At 70.9% G+C, this 16,817-nt stretch carries 16 protein-coding genes and 1 pseudogene; 13 read left to right on the top strand and 4 right to left on the bottom strand.

What is annotated here, in order from left to right; translation table 11 throughout:
* Positions 1-135 precede the first annotated feature (135 nt).
* From FHG71_RS03325 to FHG71_RS03290, 8 genes and pseudogenes are all read left to right on the top strand, one after another.
* A complete protein-coding gene (locus FHG71_RS03325) occupies positions 136-903 on the top strand; it encodes a sulfite exporter TauE/SafE family protein (RefSeq protein WP_246045326.1) in 768 nt (255 codons plus the stop codon).
* Between the two features lie 62 nt (positions 904-965).
* Complete coding sequence (locus FHG71_RS03320; RefSeq protein WP_139080192.1) at positions 966-1,754, top strand: ThuA domain-containing protein; 789 nt, start codon at positions 966-968, stop codon at positions 1,752-1,754.
* On the top strand, positions 1,751-2,941 hold the full coding sequence (locus FHG71_RS03315) for a Gfo/Idh/MocA family protein (RefSeq protein ID WP_246045325.1): 1,191 nt from the start codon (positions 1,751-1,753) through the stop codon (positions 2,939-2,941). Before FHG71_RS03320 ends, FHG71_RS03315 begins: the two co-directional genes overlap by 4 nt.
* Before the next feature lie 28 nt (positions 2,942-2,969).
* Entirely contained in the window at positions 2,970-4,643 is a 1,674-nt protein-coding gene (locus FHG71_RS03310) for a glycosyltransferase family 4 protein (protein ID WP_139080191.1), read from the top strand.
* Positions 4,644-4,710: 67 nt separating this feature from the next.
* On the top strand, positions 4,711-5,514 hold the full coding sequence (locus tag FHG71_RS03305; RefSeq protein WP_139080190.1) for a hypothetical protein: 804 nt from the start codon (positions 4,711-4,713) through the stop codon (positions 5,512-5,514).
* The gene (locus FHG71_RS03300) at positions 5,511-6,884 is read left to right on the top strand and encodes a tetratricopeptide repeat protein (protein WP_139080189.1); all 1,374 of its coding nucleotides are present in this window, start codon (positions 5,511-5,513) and stop codon (positions 6,882-6,884) included. Before FHG71_RS03305 ends, FHG71_RS03300 begins: the two co-directional genes overlap by 4 nt.
* Positions 6,881-7,288: a DUF6165 family protein gene (locus FHG71_RS03295; RefSeq protein ID WP_139080188.1), complete on the top strand. Its 408-nt coding sequence runs from the start codon at positions 6,881-6,883 to the stop codon at positions 7,286-7,288. The genes FHG71_RS03300 and FHG71_RS03295 overlap by 4 nt, the downstream gene beginning before the upstream one ends.
* Positions 7,289-7,370: 82 nt before the next feature.
* A pseudogene (locus FHG71_RS03290) lies at positions 7,371-7,475 on the top strand (chemotaxis protein MotB); the annotation flags it as partial.
* 284 nt (positions 7,476-7,759) lie between these two features.
* On the opposite strand, the gene FHG71_RS03285 reads toward FHG71_RS03290, so the two are convergent.
* Both FHG71_RS03285 and FHG71_RS03280 read right to left on the bottom strand, forming a co-directional pair.
* A complete protein-coding gene (locus tag FHG71_RS03285) occupies positions 7,760-8,086 on the bottom strand; it encodes a flagellar protein FlgN (RefSeq protein WP_139080187.1) in 327 nt (108 codons plus the stop codon).
* Positions 8,076-8,351, bottom strand: a complete 276-nt coding sequence (locus FHG71_RS03280; protein ID WP_139080186.1) for a rod-binding protein — start codon at positions 8,349-8,351, stop codon at positions 8,076-8,078. The genes FHG71_RS03285 and FHG71_RS03280 overlap by 11 nt, the downstream gene beginning before the upstream one ends.
* A gap of 1,205 nt (positions 8,352-9,556) precedes the next feature.
* Between FHG71_RS03280 and FHG71_RS23380 the strand changes: the two genes are divergently transcribed.
* Together FHG71_RS23380 and FHG71_RS03270 are read left to right on the top strand one after the other, a co-directional pair.
* Complete coding sequence (locus FHG71_RS23380) at positions 9,557-10,063, top strand: flagellar hook-length control protein FliK (protein WP_176559264.1); 507 nt, start codon at positions 9,557-9,559, stop codon at positions 10,061-10,063.
* 9 nt (positions 10,064-10,072) lie between these two features.
* On the top strand, positions 10,073-10,738 hold the full coding sequence (locus tag FHG71_RS03270; protein ID WP_176559263.1) for a flagellar hook assembly protein FlgD: 666 nt from the start codon (positions 10,073-10,075) through the stop codon (positions 10,736-10,738).
* A gap of 377 nt (positions 10,739-11,115) precedes the next feature.
* Here the strand turns inward: FHG71_RS03270 and ubiB are convergent, their stop codons facing one another.
* Both ubiB and ubiE read right to left on the bottom strand, forming a co-directional pair.
* Positions 11,116-12,645, bottom strand: coding sequence for a 2-polyprenylphenol 6-hydroxylase (gene ubiB / locus FHG71_RS03265; protein WP_139080184.1), 1,530 nt, complete (start codon positions 12,643-12,645; stop codon positions 11,116-11,118).
* Positions 12,645-13,403, bottom strand: coding sequence for a bifunctional demethylmenaquinone methyltransferase/2-methoxy-6-polyprenyl-1,4-benzoquinol methylase UbiE (ubiE, locus tag FHG71_RS03260; RefSeq protein WP_139080183.1), 759 nt, complete (start codon positions 13,401-13,403; stop codon positions 12,645-12,647). Before ubiE ends, ubiB begins: the two co-directional genes overlap by 1 nt.
* Before the next feature lie 121 nt (positions 13,404-13,524).
* On the opposite strand from ubiE, the gene mutM reads away from it, so the two are divergent.
* From mutM to dnaA, 3 genes are all read left to right on the top strand, one after another.
* A complete protein-coding gene (mutM, locus tag FHG71_RS03255; protein ID WP_139080182.1) occupies positions 13,525-14,379 on the top strand; it encodes a bifunctional DNA-formamidopyrimidine glycosylase/DNA-(apurinic or apyrimidinic site) lyase in 855 nt (284 codons plus the stop codon).
* Positions 14,380-14,455: 76 nt separating this feature from the next.
* Positions 14,456-14,740, top strand: coding sequence for a 30S ribosomal protein S20 (gene rpsT, locus FHG71_RS03250; RefSeq protein WP_139080181.1), 285 nt, complete (start codon positions 14,456-14,458; stop codon positions 14,738-14,740).
* 616 nt (positions 14,741-15,356) lie between these two features.
* Positions 15,357-16,772 (top strand): chromosomal replication initiator protein DnaA, encoded by a 1,416-nt coding sequence (dnaA, locus tag FHG71_RS03245; protein WP_139080180.1) that lies wholly within the window; start codon positions 15,357-15,359, stop codon positions 16,770-16,772.
* The last annotated feature ends 45 nt before the right edge of the window (positions 16,773-16,817 follow it).

The following is a 16,817-nucleotide window of genomic DNA, read 5'->3' as shown; positions in this document are numbered from 1 at the left end:
GGCTGATCTCCTCCCAAAGGCTGCCGCGCCCTATCTAGGCCATTGCGCCCTCCGCCGCAAACGGGCCGTCCCCTCGTTGACCCCCGGCCGCGAAAGGCGCACACGGGTCGCCGGGCAGGCGAGGGCAGGCATCCTATGGACATGGCGGAGTTCCACGATCCCCTGGCGCTCGCGGTGATGGCGCTGGCCGCCGCCATCGTGGGCCTGGCCAAGGGCGGGCTCGCGGGCGTAGGGACCATGGCCGTGCCCGTGCTGGCGCTGGTGCTCTCGCCCGTGCAGGCGGCCGCGATCCTCCTGCCCATACTTTGTCTCACCGACATCGTCGCCACCTGGACCTGGTGGGGCACCTGGAGCCGCCGCACGCTGGCCCTCATGCTGCCCGGCGCCATCGCCGGGATCGGCATCGGCTGGCTCACGGCGGCGCTGGTTTCGGACGCCGTGGTGCGCCTGATCGTGGGCACGGTCGCCGTTGCCTTCGTCGCGCGCTGGCTCTGGCAGCTCTGGCACCGCCGTCCTGCCGTCCCCCGCCCGGAGGCCGCGGCGCCGGCCTCGTTCTGGGGCAGCCTCGCCGGCTACACCAGCTTCGTGGCCCATGCCGGCGGCCCACCTTTCCAGGTCTACACGCTGCCCCTCGGCCTCGACCCGCGCACGCTCACCGGCACCTCCGTCGCCTTCTTCACCATCGTCAACTACGTCAAGCTCATTCCGTACGCCGCGCTGGGCGAGTTCGACGCGCAGAACCTCGGCGCCTCGGCGCTCCTCGCCCCCGTCGCCGTGGCCTTCACCTTCGTCGGCGCCTGGATCATCCGCCGGATGCGGGCCGAGGTCTTCTACCCCGTGACCTACGTGCTGACGGCGCTGGTGGGGCTCAAGCTTGTCTGGGACGGGCTCGCGGGACTCTGAGCCCGGTTGCGCTATCGTCCCCGCCCATGCAAGTTCGCGCCGACCCATCCGGGAGAGACATCATGGCCATCCGCACCGTCGTCTGGGGCGAGAACGTCCACGAGCAGAAGAACCGCATCGTCGCCGGGGTCTATCCCAAGGGGATGCACCAGGCCATCGCCGATGCCCTGAACCAGGACCCGGCCATCGAGGCCACCACCGCCACCCTGCAAGAGCCCGAGCACGGCCTTCCCGCCGCCCGCCTCGCGGACACGGACGTCCTCCTCTGGTGGGGCCACGCCGCCCACAAGGAGGTGTCGGACGAGGTGGTGGAGCGCGTGGCCGAGGCGGTCTGGTCGGGCATGGGCCTCCTCGTGCTGCACTCGGGGCACTTCGCCAAGATCTTCAAGCGCCTCATGGGCGCGCCCTGCAACCTCACCTGGCGCGAGGCCGGCGAACGCGAGCGCCTCTGGGTCACCTCGCGCAACCACCCCATCGCGGCCGGGCTCCCTGACCACTTCGAGCTGGAGCAGGAGGAGATGTACGGCGAGCCCTTCGGCGTCCCCGAGCCGCTGGAGACAGTCTTCGTCTCATGGTTCCAGGGCGGCGAGGTCTTCCGCTCGGGCCTCACCTACAAGCGCGGCGCGGGCAACGTCTTCTACTTCCGCCCCGGCCACGAAACCTATCCGACCTACCACGACGCCAACGTCCAGCTCGTGCTGAAGAACGCCGTGAAATGGGCTCACAACCCCGCCGCCCGCGTCCAGGGCGACGTGACGCGCGCGCCCAACGTCCCGGTCGAGCAGGCGCTGGAATCCATCGAGGAACGGGGCCCCAAGCTTCACCATGCCGGCGAGGAGGGCCTGCGTTGACCACCGAAACCCCCCGGACCACCGCTGGCCAGACCGAGGCCGGCGCCGCCGGCTGGGCCGAGGCTCCGCTCGATCGCCGGCAGGGCGAGCTGCAGCCCGCCGGCCGTCCCGTGGCCGCCGAGGCCAAGGGCGACAAGCCGGTGCGCCTGCTCGTCCTGGGCACCGGCAACATGGCCCGGCTCCAGAGCAAGGGCTTCTCCGCCATTCCGGGCGTGACCCTCGTGGGCAGCGTGGACGTGAGCGAAGAGCGCCGCTCAGCCTTCAACGCCGAGCATGGCATCCCGCAGGGCTTCGCTTCTGTCGAGGAGGCGCTCGCCTGGGGCGAGTTCGATGCCGTGACCAACATCACCCCGGACGCGGTGCACTACGTCACCACCATGCCCTTCCTGCGGGCCCGCAAGCACGTCCTGTGCGAAAAGCCCCTGGCCACCAATTACGCCCACGCCGCCGAGATGGCGCAGGTGGCCTCGATGATGGGCGTGGTGAACATGGTGAACCTCACCTATCGCAACGTGGCCGCGCTCAACGAGGCGGCGCACCTCGTGGCCGAAGGGCACATCGGCGAGGTGCGGCACTTCGAGGCCTCCTACCTCCAGTCCTGGCTGACCCAGCCCGCCTGGGGCGAATGGTCCGAGTCGCCCACCTGGCTCTGGCGGCTCAGCAAGGGGCACGGCTCCATGGGCGTCCTGGGCGACGTGGGCGTCCACATCATCGACTACGCCTCGCACATCGCGGGCTCGCCGCCCTGCAACGTGTCCTGCCGGCTCGCCACCTTCCCCAAGGCGCCGGGCCACCGGATCGGCGAATACCTGCTCGACGCCAACGACAGCGCGGTGATGCACGTGCGGCTCGCCAACGACGCGGTGGGGGTGATCCATGCCACGCGCTACGCCTCCGGCCACCTCAACGACCTCACCCTGCGCCTCTTCGGCACCAAGGGCGGGCTGGAGGTGCGCGGCAGCAACGTCTTCAGCCAGCTGCGCGGCTCGTTTGGCGACGACATGCTGACCGGCACTTGGCGCGATCTCGACGCGCCGCCGGTTCCGACCAACTACGAGCGGTTCATCGCGGCCATCCGGGCCGGCACGGGCGTCCTGCCGGATTTCGCCCGCGGCGCCATGCTCCAGCGGGTCATCGACCTCGCCGTGCTATCCGACCAGGGTCACTCGGTCGACATGGCGGTCTGACCCCATTCCGCCAAGGCATCCGGCCCGCATGGACCATCCTGTCCCCGCCATCTTCTTCCACCCCGACATGGTCGAAGGGGCGGGCAAGGACCTCGTCGGCCGCCGCTCGGCCGGCACCGGCTTCCTGAACGCTTGGCTCGCCCATTCCGGCGCGCCCGAGATCCGCGTCGTGACCGATACGCCCGAGCACGGGCAGGTGCTCGCGCAACTCCTCCGGGACCGGGGCGAGACGCGGCCCCTGCGCGCGACGCCGCTCCTGGGCGGCGGCGACTTCGGGGACGCGGGCTGCGTGTTCTTTCCGGCTCCCAGCTTCCAAGCCGCCGCCTGGCGCCGCCAGCGCCTGGGGCCCGAGCGGCTCTCGCTCGTGGGCCTCACTCACACCGTCTCCACCCGCCGCATCATCGAGAGCCTTCACGCCCTCATGTCCGAGCCGGTGGAGGAGTGGGACGCCATCATCTGCACCTCGCGCGCCGTCCGCTCGGTGCTCGCGCGCCAGTTCGCGGCCGAGGCTGCCTACTTCCGCCAACGCTTCGGCGCGACGCGGGTCCCCCAGCCGCAGCTTCCCGTGATCCCGCTCGGCGTCGACGCGGCCGCCTTCGCGTCCCGCCCCGGCGCGCGCGAGGGATTCCGCGCCGCGCAGGACGCGCCGCCCGAGGCCGTGGTCGTCATGACCATGGGCCGCCTGTCCGTGGTCGAGAAGGCCAACCCCGTCCCGCTGATGCTGGCGCTGGAGGAGATCGCCCGGACCTTCGACCGGCCGCTGCATCTCTGGCTCACCGGCTGGGCCAGCCGCCCCGAGGAGGAGGCGCTCCACCGAGAAGCGGCGCAGCTCGCGCCCTCCGTGACGGTGCGCCTTCTCGACGGCCGCGACCCGCAGGTGCGGCGGGACGCCTGGGCGGGGGCGGACCTCTTCACGCTGCCCTCCGACTCGATCCAGGAAACCTTCGGCCTTGTCCCGGTCGAAGCCATGGCGGCGGGCCTGCCGGTGGTCATGCCCGACTGGGACGGCTTCCGCGACACCGTCCGCCACGGCGAGACGGGGTTCCTCGTGCCCACCCGCATGGCGCCGCCGGGCCTGGGGGGCCAGCTCGCCCGGCGCTTCTCGGACGGCACCGACGCCTATCTCCACCACCTCACGCTGGTGCAGGCCCATGTCCAGATCGACGTGCCCGCCTACGCCCGCGCGCTGGGGACGCTGATCCGCGACCCCGGGCTCCGCGCCCGGATGGGAGAGGCCGGTCGCCGCCACGTCGCGGCCCATCTCGACTGGTCGCGCATCGTCCCGCTCTACCTCGACCTCGCCCGCGACCTGGCCGAGCGGCGGCGTGGCGCCACGCCCACGACGCCCGCCCTCGCCCCCGGCCTGCCGAACCCGCTCGAGATCGACCCCTTCGAGCTCTACGCCGACTACCCCTCCGCCGCGCTCGACGGCGCGACCCCGATCCATCCCGGGCCGCAGGGAGGACCTGGGTTCCTCGACATCAACGACCGCCTCTCCGGTCGTGCCCTCTACCGCCGCCGTGTCGCCACGCCCGAGATGTCGCTCCGGGTCCTCCGGGCCGTGACCAAGAGGCCCGGCCTGACGGTCCTCGACCTCGCGCGCCATCTCGGGCTCGATCCCGTGACGGTGGCCTCCACCGTCCTCGTGCTGGCCAAGGCCGACGCGCTGCGCCTGCCCGAGCCGCCGCTGCGCCGCTCCTGACCACGCCCTTTGCCTTCGCGACCGCTTTCGGGTTACCTCCGGGCCGTCGGGCACGAGGAGGGGCGCCATGAGGATCTCGGTGAGCTTCGAGCGGGATGCGGAGCCCCAGGCCGGGCATGACTCAGGCCGCGGTCCCGTCACGGTGGGCTGGTGCCTGACGGAAACCAAGGGCGGCATCATCTACGCCCCGCCCGAGCGGGTCCGCTCCGTCGACCTCGATCGCCGCCACGCGAAAAGCGCCTCGCGCTGCCCGGCGGTCATCAACCTCGAATCGCGCCACTTCCTGATCCGTGCGCCCTTCGACATGCACGTGGGCTTCGCCCGCGACGACAAGGGCAAGCCCGTCCTGCGCAACCTCGCCGGCGAGGCCAGCGCCATCCGCGCCTCCAAGCTCGGCGAGAAGCTCCACCTCACGCCCGAGCCCGAATGGCGCCACCCCGGCGTTCCCACGATCCAGCTCTCGCTGCCCTATCTCTTCGTGGCCGATGAGCCCGTCTACCTGAGCCAGGTCGCCCCCTTCATGCATTACACACCGGACCCGCTCCCCGGCACCATCTTCGGCGGCCGCTTCCCCATCGATGTCTGGCCGCGCCCGCTGATGTGGGCCTTCGAATGGCACGAGCCCCAGAAGCCCCTCCGCATCCGGCGCGGCGACCCGCTCTTCTATGCCCTGTTCGAGACCACGCCCCCCGACCGCGGCGTGGCGGTGGTCGAGGCCGAGATGACGCCCGACCTGCGCGACTACATGGACCTCATCTCGGGCGCGGTGAACTACGTGAACCAGACCTTCTCGCTCTTCGCCGCCGCCGAGGAGCGCCGCCCGCCGCGCCTCGTCCAGCCCGTCAGGCGCCGCGAGAAGGCCGCCGAATGACCATCGCGGCCGAGGACGACCTGACGGCCCTGCGCAGCCACGCCATCGCCGCCCATCGTGCCGGCCGGCGGGCCGAGGCGCTGCCGCTCTACGCCGCGGTGCTCGCGCGCGCCCCGGACGATGCCGGGATCTGGACCAACCTCGGCGCCCTCCTGCGCGCCGAGGGGCACTACGACCAGGCCCGCCGCGCGCAGGAGCGGGCCTTCGCCCTCGACCCCACCGCGCCGGGCGTGCTCAACAACCTCGCCAACATCCTCAACGATCTGGGCGAGCACGAGCGCAGCCTCGCCCTGCGCCGCGAGATCATGCGCGCCGCGCCCCACGACCCCAACCATCTCGCCATGGCCGGCAAGTCGCTCCGTTCCCTGGGCCGCCTCGACGAAGGCATCGAACTCCTCGAGGACGGCGTTCGCCGCTTCCCCGCTCATGCCGAGATGAAGATCCAGCTCGCCCTGACGCAGCTCGCGGCCAGGCGCTACGGCGCGGGCTTCGGCCATTACGCGGCCCGGTGGGAGACAGGCGAGCTCGCCCCCCGCAGGATCGAGGCGCCCAAGTGGGACGGCGGCCCGATCGAGGGCCGCACCATTCTCGTCCTGCCCGAGCAGGGCTTCGGCGACGCGCTCTGCTTCGCGCGCTTCCTGCCCATCCTGCGTCACATCGAGCCGGCCAGCGTGCTGCTGCTGAGCGAGAACCCCCTCCTGCGCCTCATGCAAGGCGTGGAGGGAGCCGACCGCGTCGCCTCCTCCATGCGGGCCGACGAATTCGATGTCTGGGTCGACATGATGGACCTGCCCATCATCCACTTCGCCGTGGACGACGCCGTGCCCCCGCCGACGCGCCTGTCGATCCCCGAGGATTCGCGCGCCCGCGCCCGCGGGATCGTCGCGCCGTTCCGGGACCGCCTTAAAGTGGGCGTGGTCTGGTGCGGCTCCGTCACCTACCGCGCGAACGCCTTCCGCAGCTTCCCGCACACCGAGTTGCACGCGCTCCTCGACCTGCCCGGCCTCCAGCTCTTCTCGCTCTACAAGGGCCCCGAACTCGCGGCCTTCCAAGCCGACGGGACCTCGGCCTTCATCGTCGACGCAGGCAGCACCGACCGCGACTTCGCCGACTGCGCCGCGCTCATGGAGGAGATGGACCTGATCGTCACCTCCGACACCGTCACAGCACATCTGGCGGGCAGCCTGGGCCGTCCGGTCTGGACCCTGCTCCACTGGGACGCCTTCTGGCTCTGGGGCCCGAAGGGCGACACGACGCCTTGGTATCCCTCCATGCGCCTCATCCGACAGGACCGACCGCGCGACTGGTCCGGCGTCCTCGGCCGCGTTCGCGCCGACCTCGCCGCACGCCTCCAAGGACACGTTCCATGACCGACCTTCTGGTGCCAGTCTCGGCCGGCGAGCTTCTCGACAAGATCGCCATCCTGCGCATCAAGTCCGAACGCATTGACGCCCCCGAGAAGGTGGAGAACGTCAAACGAGAACTCTGCGCCTTGGAAACGGTGGCCGCCCGCGCCATCCCGCGCAGCCCCGCGCTCGACGCCGTGGAAGCCGAGCTCCGGGCCGTCAACGAGGCGCTCTGGGACATCGAGGACGATATCCGTGCCCATGACGCCCGCGGCGACTTCGGCGAGGGCTTCGTGCGTCTCGCGCAGGCGGTCTATCGCACCAACGACCGCCGCGCCGCGCTCAAGCGCGAGATCAACGGCCTGACCGGCTCGACCCTGGTCGAGGAGAAATCCTACCACGACCATTCCGCCTCTCCCACGGAGTGAGGCGCCCGCAACCTTTGTGCAGGATTCGAGACGTTAAGAGAGCGTTGTCGCTTTCCGGCCTATGACAACTCCCGGGTGAGATATGGGAGTTACGACCATGGCCAAGGCCGCGGCAGCGCCGATTATTCTCAAGCGCAAGAAGGTGTCGGGCGAAGGGGGGCATCACGGGGGCGCCTGGAAGGTGGCCATGGAGATGTCCTGTTGTGTGCGGCGCATTTTGCGCCAGGGTTTCGGGATGCCGGGAGGTGTTGGCCGCCGGCATGACGGGCCATTCTGACGTCCGCGGCGGGTCGCCGCGCCATCCTTCGGGATGCCGGAACATCCTGGGGTCGAAGGCGTAAAGAAGCGCCTAACGCCGAAGGACGTGATGCGAGCAGTTTGACTCAACTGCTTCTTGTTCTGGCCATTCCTTGCGAACGAGCGGCCGGCGACGCGAAGGCGCCGTCGGCAAGAGGTGCGCGATGAGAGAGGTCAGGCCTTGCGCTCGTACCGGGGCGAGGGCGCCGCCAGCGCGGCGCGCAGGCCGCTCGGGTCGTAGGTCGCAAGGCCCCGGCGCGCGGCTTCCAGGGCGGCGCGGCGGCCCAGGGCGTCGCGCAGGCCGTCGATCGCGGCGGCGAGCAGCGCCTGATTGCGGGCCAGCGCGGTGGCCAGTGGCGGCAGGGGCGCGCCCGGAGGCAGCCGGTCGAGGAGCGCCGCCTTGCGGGGCGCGAGGCTCTGGAGCCCGGACCAGTCCCCGGTGAGGATCAGGCGGCGCTCCGTCTCGAGGAGGAGGGTCAGGTCGGAGGGCTCAGGTCGCATCGCGGGCCTTGAGCGCCTCGAAGAGCGATTCGGCGAGCCCGATGCCCCCGGCCTGCGCCAGACGAAGCGCCTGCGCATCGAGCAGGAAGGAGGCGAACTGATCCTCGCCAGCGCCGCCGCCCAGCCCGCCGGGAGGGCGGCCCAGGCCGGCGGCGGCAAGCATTTCCTTGAGAAATCCTGCTTCGAGCCTGACGGCGGCGTCGCGGAGCGGACCGTCGCGGGCCGGAAGCTCGGCCAGTGGATTGGAGGGCGGCGATGTGATCATGCGGCGATGTCCCAAGATGTTTCGGGCATCTTGCGCGCGTCGGGTAAAGGATTGGTAAGCTTCCCGCGCAACACTGCACCTGAACAGCAGGGGCGAATCGGATGTTGGAGCCGGTCACGGCGGCTTGGGCCAGGCGCGCATCGCAGGACCTTCCCGCCTCGGGGCGGGGCGGGCCGTGCGCCGCGAGCGGCGGCGATTTCGCGGCCCTCCTTGAGGAAGCGGCCACGGCACCCGAAGAGCTCGGGCCGCCGGACGAGGCGATCCCTCCGGAGCCGGCCGAGCCGACACCAATCGTCGAGAATGCGACGGCCCTGGCCTCGGCCGTCGCGTCGGCCGGGCCGGGGCCGACGGTGTCCGGGGTCTCCACGCCCTCGGCCGAGGTCAGGTCCGCCGCCGCAGCGCGCGTCGCGGCCTGCGCGGCCGATCCGCGGCCCGGTCCGTCTTCGGCCGCGCCGGCCCTGTCCCACCTGACCACCGGGTCAGGCCACCCGGCGGCCACGCTTGATCCGGGGCTGGCGCCGGTGTCGACCGGAGTTCCGCGTACGGCATTCGAGGCGGTCTCTGTCATGCCCCCCGGCGCGCCGCCCCGGACGGAGTTCCTCCCATCGCCGGCTGCTGCGCAGGCCTCGACCGTCCGTCTGACCGAGACGTCTGAAACTTGGCCGGCCCCTGCTGGGGCGCGAGCCTTCGTGGACGGTGCGGAGGGCACCCCGCCCGACCCAGCAATTTTGCGGCACAATCTGTCGTTGCCACAGGAGACATCGTCGGTGTCCCGTGAGAGCGCGCGGGCGCAGGGCGCCTCGGCCCCCTTCCTGCATGAACTGGCGCCTCGCCAGATAGCATTCTCCGCTTCGCCAACCGGCACGCCGGTTGCGGCCGGCTTTGTCGGCCTGCCAGCGCCGGGAACCCAGGTGCCCGTCCCATCTTTGGCCAAGGCTCCGGCGGCCCAGGGTCCCGCCCCGAGCCCCGAAACACCTTCTGCGCCGTCGCTGGCGTCCTTGCCGGCTCCAGCAGGCGCTTTCGCGGAAGCGGTCCGGCCGGAACCATCCTCTGCCGGGCTCGCAAGCCAAAGGTCCGAAGCCGAAGCCCTGATTCCGGCCGGGTCGCGCCCAAACGCTCGGCCGGGGGATCTGGCCGTGTCCGGTATCCCATCGTCCGGATCGCCGGCCACTCCACGCCGCCTGCTCGATGACTCCGGAGTTCCCTTGCCCGAGGGGCCCGCGTCCGAATCGTTTGTCCTCTTGGCTCCGGCCGCAAGCGGCGCTGCCCCGACCGTTCTCCTGCCCGGGGAGGCCCTGGCCGCGCGTCGCATCGCCCGTCAGGTGGCGGAGCAGACGATCCTGCGCACCGGCGGGCGGGCGGAGATGAGCCTGGCGCCCGAGGAGCTCGGCCATCTCCGCCTGCGGGTGGATGTGGACGAGGGCGGCCTGCGCGTCCTGATCGAAGCGGCGCGGACCGACACGGCCGATCTGCTGAGGCGTCACGTCGAGACCTTGCGGCAGGAGTTGCGCAGCGAAGGCCTGGGCTCGGTCAGCGTCTCGATCGGAGGCGGAGAGGCGAACCGGGGCGGCGGGGACGCGCAGGGTCGTGCTCCGGCCTTGGAACGAGCGGGCCATGCGCCCAGCCCGGTGACGTTCGATCCCGGCGGACCTGCGAATCCCGTTCCGTCCCGGCCGCGTGCCGGGACCGGCCAACTCGACCTGCGATTCTGAGAGGATGCCTTGGACGCCCTGACTCCCACCCCAGCCGCCGCCACCGGTGCGACCGTTCCTGCCCGGAGCTCCACCGCCACAACGGTTCCGAACGATTTCAACACATTCCTGAAGATGCTGACCGTTCAGATGCAGAACCAGGACCCCCTCAATCCCATCGATTCGTCCGACTATGCGGTGCAACTCGCCACCTTCTCGGGGGTGGAGCAGCAGGTGAAGACCAACGAGATCCTGAACGGCCTGTCGGGGCAGCTCGCGCTTTCGGGCCTCTCGGAGATGGCGGGCTGGGTGGGGCGGCAGGCGCGGGCGGCGATGCCGGCCTGGTTCGACGGGGTGCCCGTGACGATCTCGCCCAAGCCCCTGGCCGCGGCCGACCGGGTGGAGCTGGTGGTGCGGGACGCGAAGGGGGGCGAGGTGGCGCGGAGCGAGATCCCCGTCTCGTCGGAACCCATCGAATGGGCAGGCGTGGGGGAGGATGGAGGGCCTTTGCCTGGTGGGTTCTACAGCTTCGAGGTGGTGAGCTACGCGGGCGGCCAGCCGGTCCTGACCGAGCCGGCGGAGATCTATGCCCGGGTGACGGAGGTGCGGACGGAAAACGGCCAGCCGGTGCTCGTGATGGAGGGGGGCGGGGTGGTGGCGGCCGACAAGGTCACGGCACTGCGCGCTGCCGGATGAGGCGGGGTGTGGGCGCGAGCGGACGTGATCGGGCCGTCTCACACCTGACGAGCGCACCTTTCGTTGGTTCTCCGGGGCGGACGGGGCGGGACACTTGCCTGAGGCCGTCAAAGACGGGAGCGATCCCGGGAACTACACGGCCGCTTGAATGGGTCCGGCAATGGCCCGAGCCATCGCAGCCGTTCGCTTGGCACACCTCGCCTGCAGCGGCAGGGGCTGCGCTCTCGTCGCTTGGCGTGGCATCTGTATAGGTGACTGCCGAGGGATGCCGGTCCGCCAAGGGGGCTTGACCCTGTTTCCGATCCGCCGCGCTCCCGATGGCTTCTCCCCGCAAGGAGGGCTGGGGCGCTGCATCCTGCGACCGTCTGGCGTCGTCGCTAGAAGTTCCCGGCGAGGAGCCCGCCCAAGATGGCCAGGGCCGCGCCGACGGCCATGTAGAACGAGGCGGCGGGCAGCCCCGGCCGCCACCAGGTCGAGGGCGGCGTCGCGGTGCGGATGAGGCCCGCCCTGGCGATCTCGGGCAGGCGCGGCGAGAAGCGCGCGAGGATCCAGGCGGTGCGGGCGAGGTCGCGGGCGAAGGCCTTGGGGCCGAGCGAGTCGCGGATGTAGCCTTCGACCACGGGGCGCGCGCCGTCCCAGATGTTCATCTTGGGGTCCAGCATGCGGGCCACGCCCTCGACCACGACCATGGTGCGCTGGAGCAGGATGAGCTCGGTCCGGGTCTGCATCCCGAAGCGCTCCGTCACCTCGAAGAGATAGGCCAGGAGGCGTCCCATGGAGATGCGCGAGGCGTCCATGCCGAAGATGGGCTCGCCCACGGCGCGCAGGGCTTGGGCGAACTGGTCTATGTCGCGGTCGGGGGGCACGTAGCCCGCCTCGAAATGGACCTCGGCCACGCGGCGGTAGTCGCGGCGGATGAAGCCGATGATGATCTCGGCGTAGACGCGGCGGGTGTATTCGTCGATCCGGCCCATGATGCCAAAGTCGTAGGCCACGAGGTTGCCGTCCGCGTCGATCTTGAGGTTGCCCTGGTGCATGTCGCCGTGGAAGTAGCCGTCGCGCAGGGCATGGCGCAGGAAGAGCTGGAGCACGCGCCGCGCCAGCGCCTCGGTGTCGTGGCCCGCGGCGCGGATCGCCTCCACCTCGGCGGCGCCGATGCCTTCGACCCAGTCCATCGTCATGATGCGCCGGCCCGAATAGGCCCAGCGCACGGCCGGCACGCGGAAGCCCTCGTCGTCCGCGGTGCTGTCGGCGAACTCGGAGGCGGCGGCGCTTTCGAGCCGGAGGTCGAGCTCGCCCATGACCACGCTCTCGAAATGGTCGATCACATCCAGTGGCCGCAGCCGACGGGCGGGCGGCGCGAACAGGTCGAGGATGCGCGCGGCGAAGCGGAAGGCGTCGATGTCGCGCCGGAAGGCCTTCTCGATGCCGGGGCGGAGCACCTTGACGGCGACCTCCTCGCCCGTGGCCAGGAGCCGCGCGCGGTGGACCTGGGCGATGGAGGCGGCGGCGACGGGTTCGGAGAACTCGGAGAAGAGGCTGTCCACGGGGCGGTCGAGCTCGGCCGCGACGGCGAGGCGCGCCTCGTGGGTCGGGAAGGGCGGCAGGCGGTCCTGCAGGATCCGGAGCTGGCGGGCGAGGTCGTCGCCCACGATGTCGGGGCGGGTGGACAGGATCTGGCCGAACTTGACATAGGCCGGCCCCAGCGCCGTGATCGCGCGCGTGACGGGCGGCATGGCCGGATCGCCCGCGTAGCCCATCCAGCGAAAGGGCATGACCAGCGCCCGGATCGCGCCCTGCAGGAGCGGCGGCGCCTTCAGCGCATCGAAGACCTGGGCCAGGGCGCCCGTCCGCTCGAAGGTGGCGCCCGTCCGCAGGAGCCGCAGGATGTTGACGGGCCCGCGCATCAGATCTTCCAGGCGGAATGGAGGCAGGCCACGCCCATGGTGAGGTTGCGGAAGGAGGCGTTGGCAAAGCCCGCCTGCCGGATCATGTCGAGAAAGGTCTCCTGGTCGGGGAAGCGGCGGATCGACTCGACAAGGTATTGGTAGCTTGCGCGGTCGCCGGTGACAGCCTGCCCCATCGCCGGGATGACGTTGAAGGAGTAAAGGTCGTAGGCCTTCTCCAGAAGCGGCACCGGCACGCGCGAGAACTCGAGCACCAAGAGCCGCCCGCCCCGGCGCAGGACCCGGAAAGCCTCGGACAGCGCCACCTCGGGCCGGGTCACGTTCCGGATGCCGAAGGAGATCGTGTAGCTATCGAAGGTCGCGTCGGGGAAGGGGAGCCGCATGGCATCGCCCGCCACCCAGGTCAGCCGGTCGCGGAAGGACTGCGCCTCGGCCCGGCGGCGGCCCTCGACCAGCATCGATTCGGTCAGGTCGAGCACGGTGACCGTGGCGCGGGGCGCGCGGCGCAGGATGCGGAAGGCGATGTCGCCGGTGCCGCCCGCCACGTCGAGCGCCTTCATCCCCGGCCGGGGGGCGAGCCAGTCGATCATTGCGTCCTTCCAGACCCGGTGGAGACCGCCGCTCATGAGGTCGTTCATCAGGTCGTAGCGGGAGGCGACGGAGGTGAAGACGCCCTGCACGCGCCCGGCCTTCTCGGCCTCGGGGATGGTCTCGAAGCCGAAGTGGGTGCTGGGGTCGCGTCGGGTCTCGTCCGGCATGGTGTACGGCTCGCTTGGGGGGCGCGGGGGAGGATGGCGCGCCATCGTGACTTGCCAAGGCTTGTCCGGCCTCGCGCCCGGGTCCTTATAGGGGACGGTCGGCCCAGGAAAGGACCCTTCGATGCCCGAACTGCCCGAGGTCGAGACGGTGCGCCGCGGCCTGCTGCCCGTGATGGAGGGCCGGCGGATCGCGCGCGCCCAGGTGCGCCGCCCCGACCTGCGCTGGCCCTTTCCCGAGAGGATGGCCGAGCGGCTGACGGGTGCGCGGGTCGAGCGCCTTGGGCGGAGGTCCAAGTACCTGCTCCTCGACCTCAAGCATGGAGAGACGCTGATCGTGCATCTGGGGATGTCGGGGCGGATGCTGGTGGGCGGCGAGGTGCTGGGCGAGTTCCACCACGACGTGGGCGCGGCGCCCGGGCCGCACGACCACGTCGTCCTCGACCTGGAGGGCGGGCCCCGCGTGACGTTCAACGACGCGCGGCGCTTCGGGGCAATGGATCTCTGGCCCACCGAGGACATCGGGAATCATCGCCTCCTGCGCGCGCTCGGGCCCGAGCCCCTGGGCAACGGCTTCTCGGCCGAGGCGCTCGCGCGGGCCTTCGCGCGCAAGGCCGCGCCCGTGAAGGCGGCGCTGCTCGACCAGGGAATCGTCGCGGGGCTGGGCAACATCTACGTGTCCGAGGCGCTGGCGCGGGCCGGCATCCACCCTGCGCGGCCCGCGCGCGAGATTGGGCGCGACCGGCTGGAGCGGCTCGTGCCCGCGATCCGGGCCGTGCTGGAGGAGGCGATCGAGGCTGGGGGATCGAGCTTGCGCGACCACCGGCAGGCCAATGGCGAGCTCGGCTATTTCCAGCACAGCTTCCGGGTCTACGATCAGGCGGGCCAGCCCTGCCGCACGGAGGGCTGCGGCGGAACCATCGAGCGGATCGTCCAGTCCGGTCGGTCGAGCTACTATTGTCCCGGCTGCCAGACTTGACGCGGTTGACACTTACCCACATCCCGTCTAGGGACGCGGCTTCAAGAATTCCAACCCTGCCGCGGGACGACACCACATGGCCAATACGCCCCAGTCCGCGAAGCGCGCCCGCCAGAGCGAAGCCCGCTTCAAGATCAACAAGATGCGCCGCTCGCGCATCCGCACCTACCTCCGCAAGGTCGAGGAGGCGATCGCCTCTGGCGACAACGCGGCCGCCCGCGAGGCGCTGCGCCAGGCGCAGCCCGAGCTGATGCGCGGCGTGTCCAAGGGGGTGGTGAAGAAGAACACCGCGTCCCGGAAAATCTCGCGTCTGGCCGCTCGCGTGAAGGCGACCGGCGCGGCCCCCGTGGCCAGCGCCTGAGTCCATCGCTCGCGGCACGAATCAAGGGGCGCGTCCTGCGGGGCGCGCCTTTTTCGTTTTTCGATAGGGCCTTAGCTGCGCGACTCGGGGCCAGGGGCCAATGCCGCACAGCCCCCGATTGTCCAGACCACGACGGCCTGGTTCCGGGCGCGAGCGAAAAAATTCCGGAGCTTTGACGACTCCGTCACAAGCGCGTCACCCGACTCCTCGGAATCCTGAGGAGTCGCGGGAGCCCGCCAAGGCCCGCTTCGATTCGGCTCGGCGGAGTCGCGCGTCAAGCCTGATGTTCGGTTGCGGGACCCTGCAGGCTCGCTAGCTTGACTACTGCGATTCCGATCGTTCCTGGGGGAATGAAGGGATCGGCGCGACCTCTCCCGAGCCGCCCCTGCCAGGGTGGCGCGGGGGACCGGGGCAGGCCCTGCCAGGCCGGCCCATGGCACCTGTCGCGCTGATCGGAGGGAGGAGCTGCGCTGCCACGCGGCTCCCGACCGCGCGCGCCGGCCGTCAGGTCGGGGTGCGCGACCTTGCATCCTTCCCAGGGACGCCTCGGGCGTGAAACGAGGCGAGGTCCTGGGGGGACCGGCGGGCGCCGCCCGCTCGATGCGAGGATGACGACATGGCGGACGGCGCAGGCTTCGGAACGATTCAGGTGGGCACGGAAGCGGGCGCGGAGGCGCTCTGGTCGCGGTGCCGGATACTGCTCAAGGAGCGGGTGGGGGCCGGCAGCTTCCAGAGCTGGATCTCGCCCCTGCGCCTCGCCTCGGTCGAGGGGGGCGTGGCCACGCTGACCGTGCCGACGGCCTTCCTGGGTTCCTACGTCGCCCGCAACTTCCAGGAGGCCATCCTCGCGGCGCTGGCCGAAGCGGGCGGTCCGGCCAGCCGACTCGTCTTCGAGGCGCAGGGCCGGACCCCGATGCGCGGCGCCGTTCCGATGCCGGCAGCCCAGGCCGCTGCCCCCATGGCGGCCCCGGCGCTGGCCCCCGAGCCGGCCGAGGAGACCCAGCGGCTCGACGCGCGCCTCACCTTTGATCGATTCGTCGTGGCCAAGTCGAACGAGTTGGCCTACGCCGCCGCCCGCCGGATCTCCGAAGGCATGGCGGTGGGGTTCAACCCGCTTTTCCTTCACGGCGGCGTGGGGCTCGGCAAGACTCACCTCATGCAGGCCATCGCCCACGAGATGCGCGCGCGCCGGCCGCACACGCGGGTGCTCTACCTTTCGGCCGAACAGTTCATGATCCGCTTCGTGACCGCGCTGCGCGACCGCAAGATGATGGACTTCAAGCAGGTCTTCCGCGCCGTGGACGTCCTGATGGTGGATGACATCCAGTTCATCGCCGGCAAGGATTCCACGCAGGAGGAGTTCTTCCACACGTTCAACGCGCTGGTGGACCAGGGCAAGCAGATCGTGCTGACCGCCGACCGCTCGCCGGTCGAGATCGCCGCGCTGGAGGAGCGCGTGACCTCGCGCCTCCAGTCGGGCCTCGTGGTGCAGGTGCATCCGGCGGATTACGAGCTGCGGCTGGGGGTCCTGCAATCCAAGCTCGCCGCGGCGCGCGTGGCCGATCCTAACCTGCGCATCGCGGATGGGGTGCTGGACTTCCTCGCCACCCGCGTGACCTCGAACCTGCGCGTGCTGGAAGGGGCGCTCACCCGGCTCTGCGCGCAGGCGAGCCTCGTGGGCCGCGAGATCACGCTCGACCTCGCCCGCGACTGCCTGGGCGACGTGCTGCGGGCCTCCGACCGCAAGGTCTCGATCGAGGAGATCCAGCGCAAGGTGGCCGAGCACTATCACATCCGCCTCGCCGACCTGATCGGGCCCAAGCGGCTGAGGAGTTTCGCGCGTCCCCGGCAGATGGCCATGTACCTGGCCAAGACCATGACCAGCCGGTCGCTGCCGGACATTGGACGGCGCTTCGGCGGGCGCGACCACACCACCGTCATGCACGGGGTTCGCAAGATCGAGGAGCTTCTGGGCACGGACGCCCAGATCGCGGATGACCTCGAGATCCTGCGCCGCGCGCTGGAAGGCTGACGCGACCCCCTTGAGCGGTGGAAAAAACCTTGTAGGTTTCGCCTC

The sequence above is a fragment of the Rubellimicrobium roseum genome (genome assembly GCF_006152145.1).
GTDB classification, from domain to species: Bacteria; Pseudomonadota; Alphaproteobacteria; order Rhodobacterales; family Rhodobacteraceae; genus Rubellimicrobium; species Rubellimicrobium roseum.
The sequence above is the reverse complement of the archived record's forward strand: the minus strand, read 5'-3'. Positions and strand labels throughout refer to the sequence as shown.

Excerpts from the sequence above, each read along its gene's own strand:
- FHG71_RS03320 (WP_139080192.1), top strand. The coding sequence starts at position 966 with ATGGCCATCCGCACCGTCGTCTGGGGCGAGAACGTCCACGAGCAGAAG.
- rpsT (WP_139080181.1), top strand. The coding sequence starts at position 14,456 with ATGGCCAATACGCCCCAGTCCGCGAAGCGCGCCCGCCAGAGCGAAGCC.
- dnaA (WP_139080180.1), top strand. The coding sequence starts at position 15,357 with ATGGCGGACGGCGCAGGCTTCGGAACGATTCAGGTGGGCACGGAAGCG.
- FHG71_RS03305 (WP_139080190.1), top strand. The coding sequence starts at position 4,711 with ATGAGGATCTCGGTGAGCTTCGAGCGGGATGCGGAGCCCCAGGCCGGG.
- ubiB (WP_139080184.1), bottom strand. The coding sequence starts at position 12,645 with ATGCGCGGGCCCGTCAACATCCTGCGGCTCCTGCGGACGGGCGCCACC.
- FHG71_RS03285 (WP_139080187.1), bottom strand. The coding sequence starts at position 8,086 with ATGCGACCTGAGCCCTCCGACCTGACCCTCCTCCTCGAGACGGAGCGC.
- FHG71_RS03280 (WP_139080186.1), bottom strand. The coding sequence starts at position 8,351 with ATGATCACATCGCCGCCCTCCAATCCACTGGCCGAGCTTCCGGCCCGC.
- FHG71_RS03310 (WP_139080191.1), top strand. The coding sequence starts at position 2,970 with ATGGACCATCCTGTCCCCGCCATCTTCTTCCACCCCGACATGGTCGAA.
- ubiE (WP_139080183.1), bottom strand. The coding sequence starts at position 13,403 with ATGCCGGACGAGACCCGACGCGACCCCAGCACCCACTTCGGCTTCGAG.
- FHG71_RS03325 (WP_246045326.1), top strand. The coding sequence starts at position 136 with ATGGACATGGCGGAGTTCCACGATCCCCTGGCGCTCGCGGTGATGGCG.
- FHG71_RS03295 (WP_139080188.1), top strand. The coding sequence starts at position 6,881 with ATGACCGACCTTCTGGTGCCAGTCTCGGCCGGCGAGCTTCTCGACAAG.
- FHG71_RS03300 (WP_139080189.1), top strand. The coding sequence starts at position 5,511 with ATGACCATCGCGGCCGAGGACGACCTGACGGCCCTGCGCAGCCACGCC.
- mutM (WP_139080182.1), top strand. The coding sequence starts at position 13,525 with ATGCCCGAACTGCCCGAGGTCGAGACGGTGCGCCGCGGCCTGCTGCCC.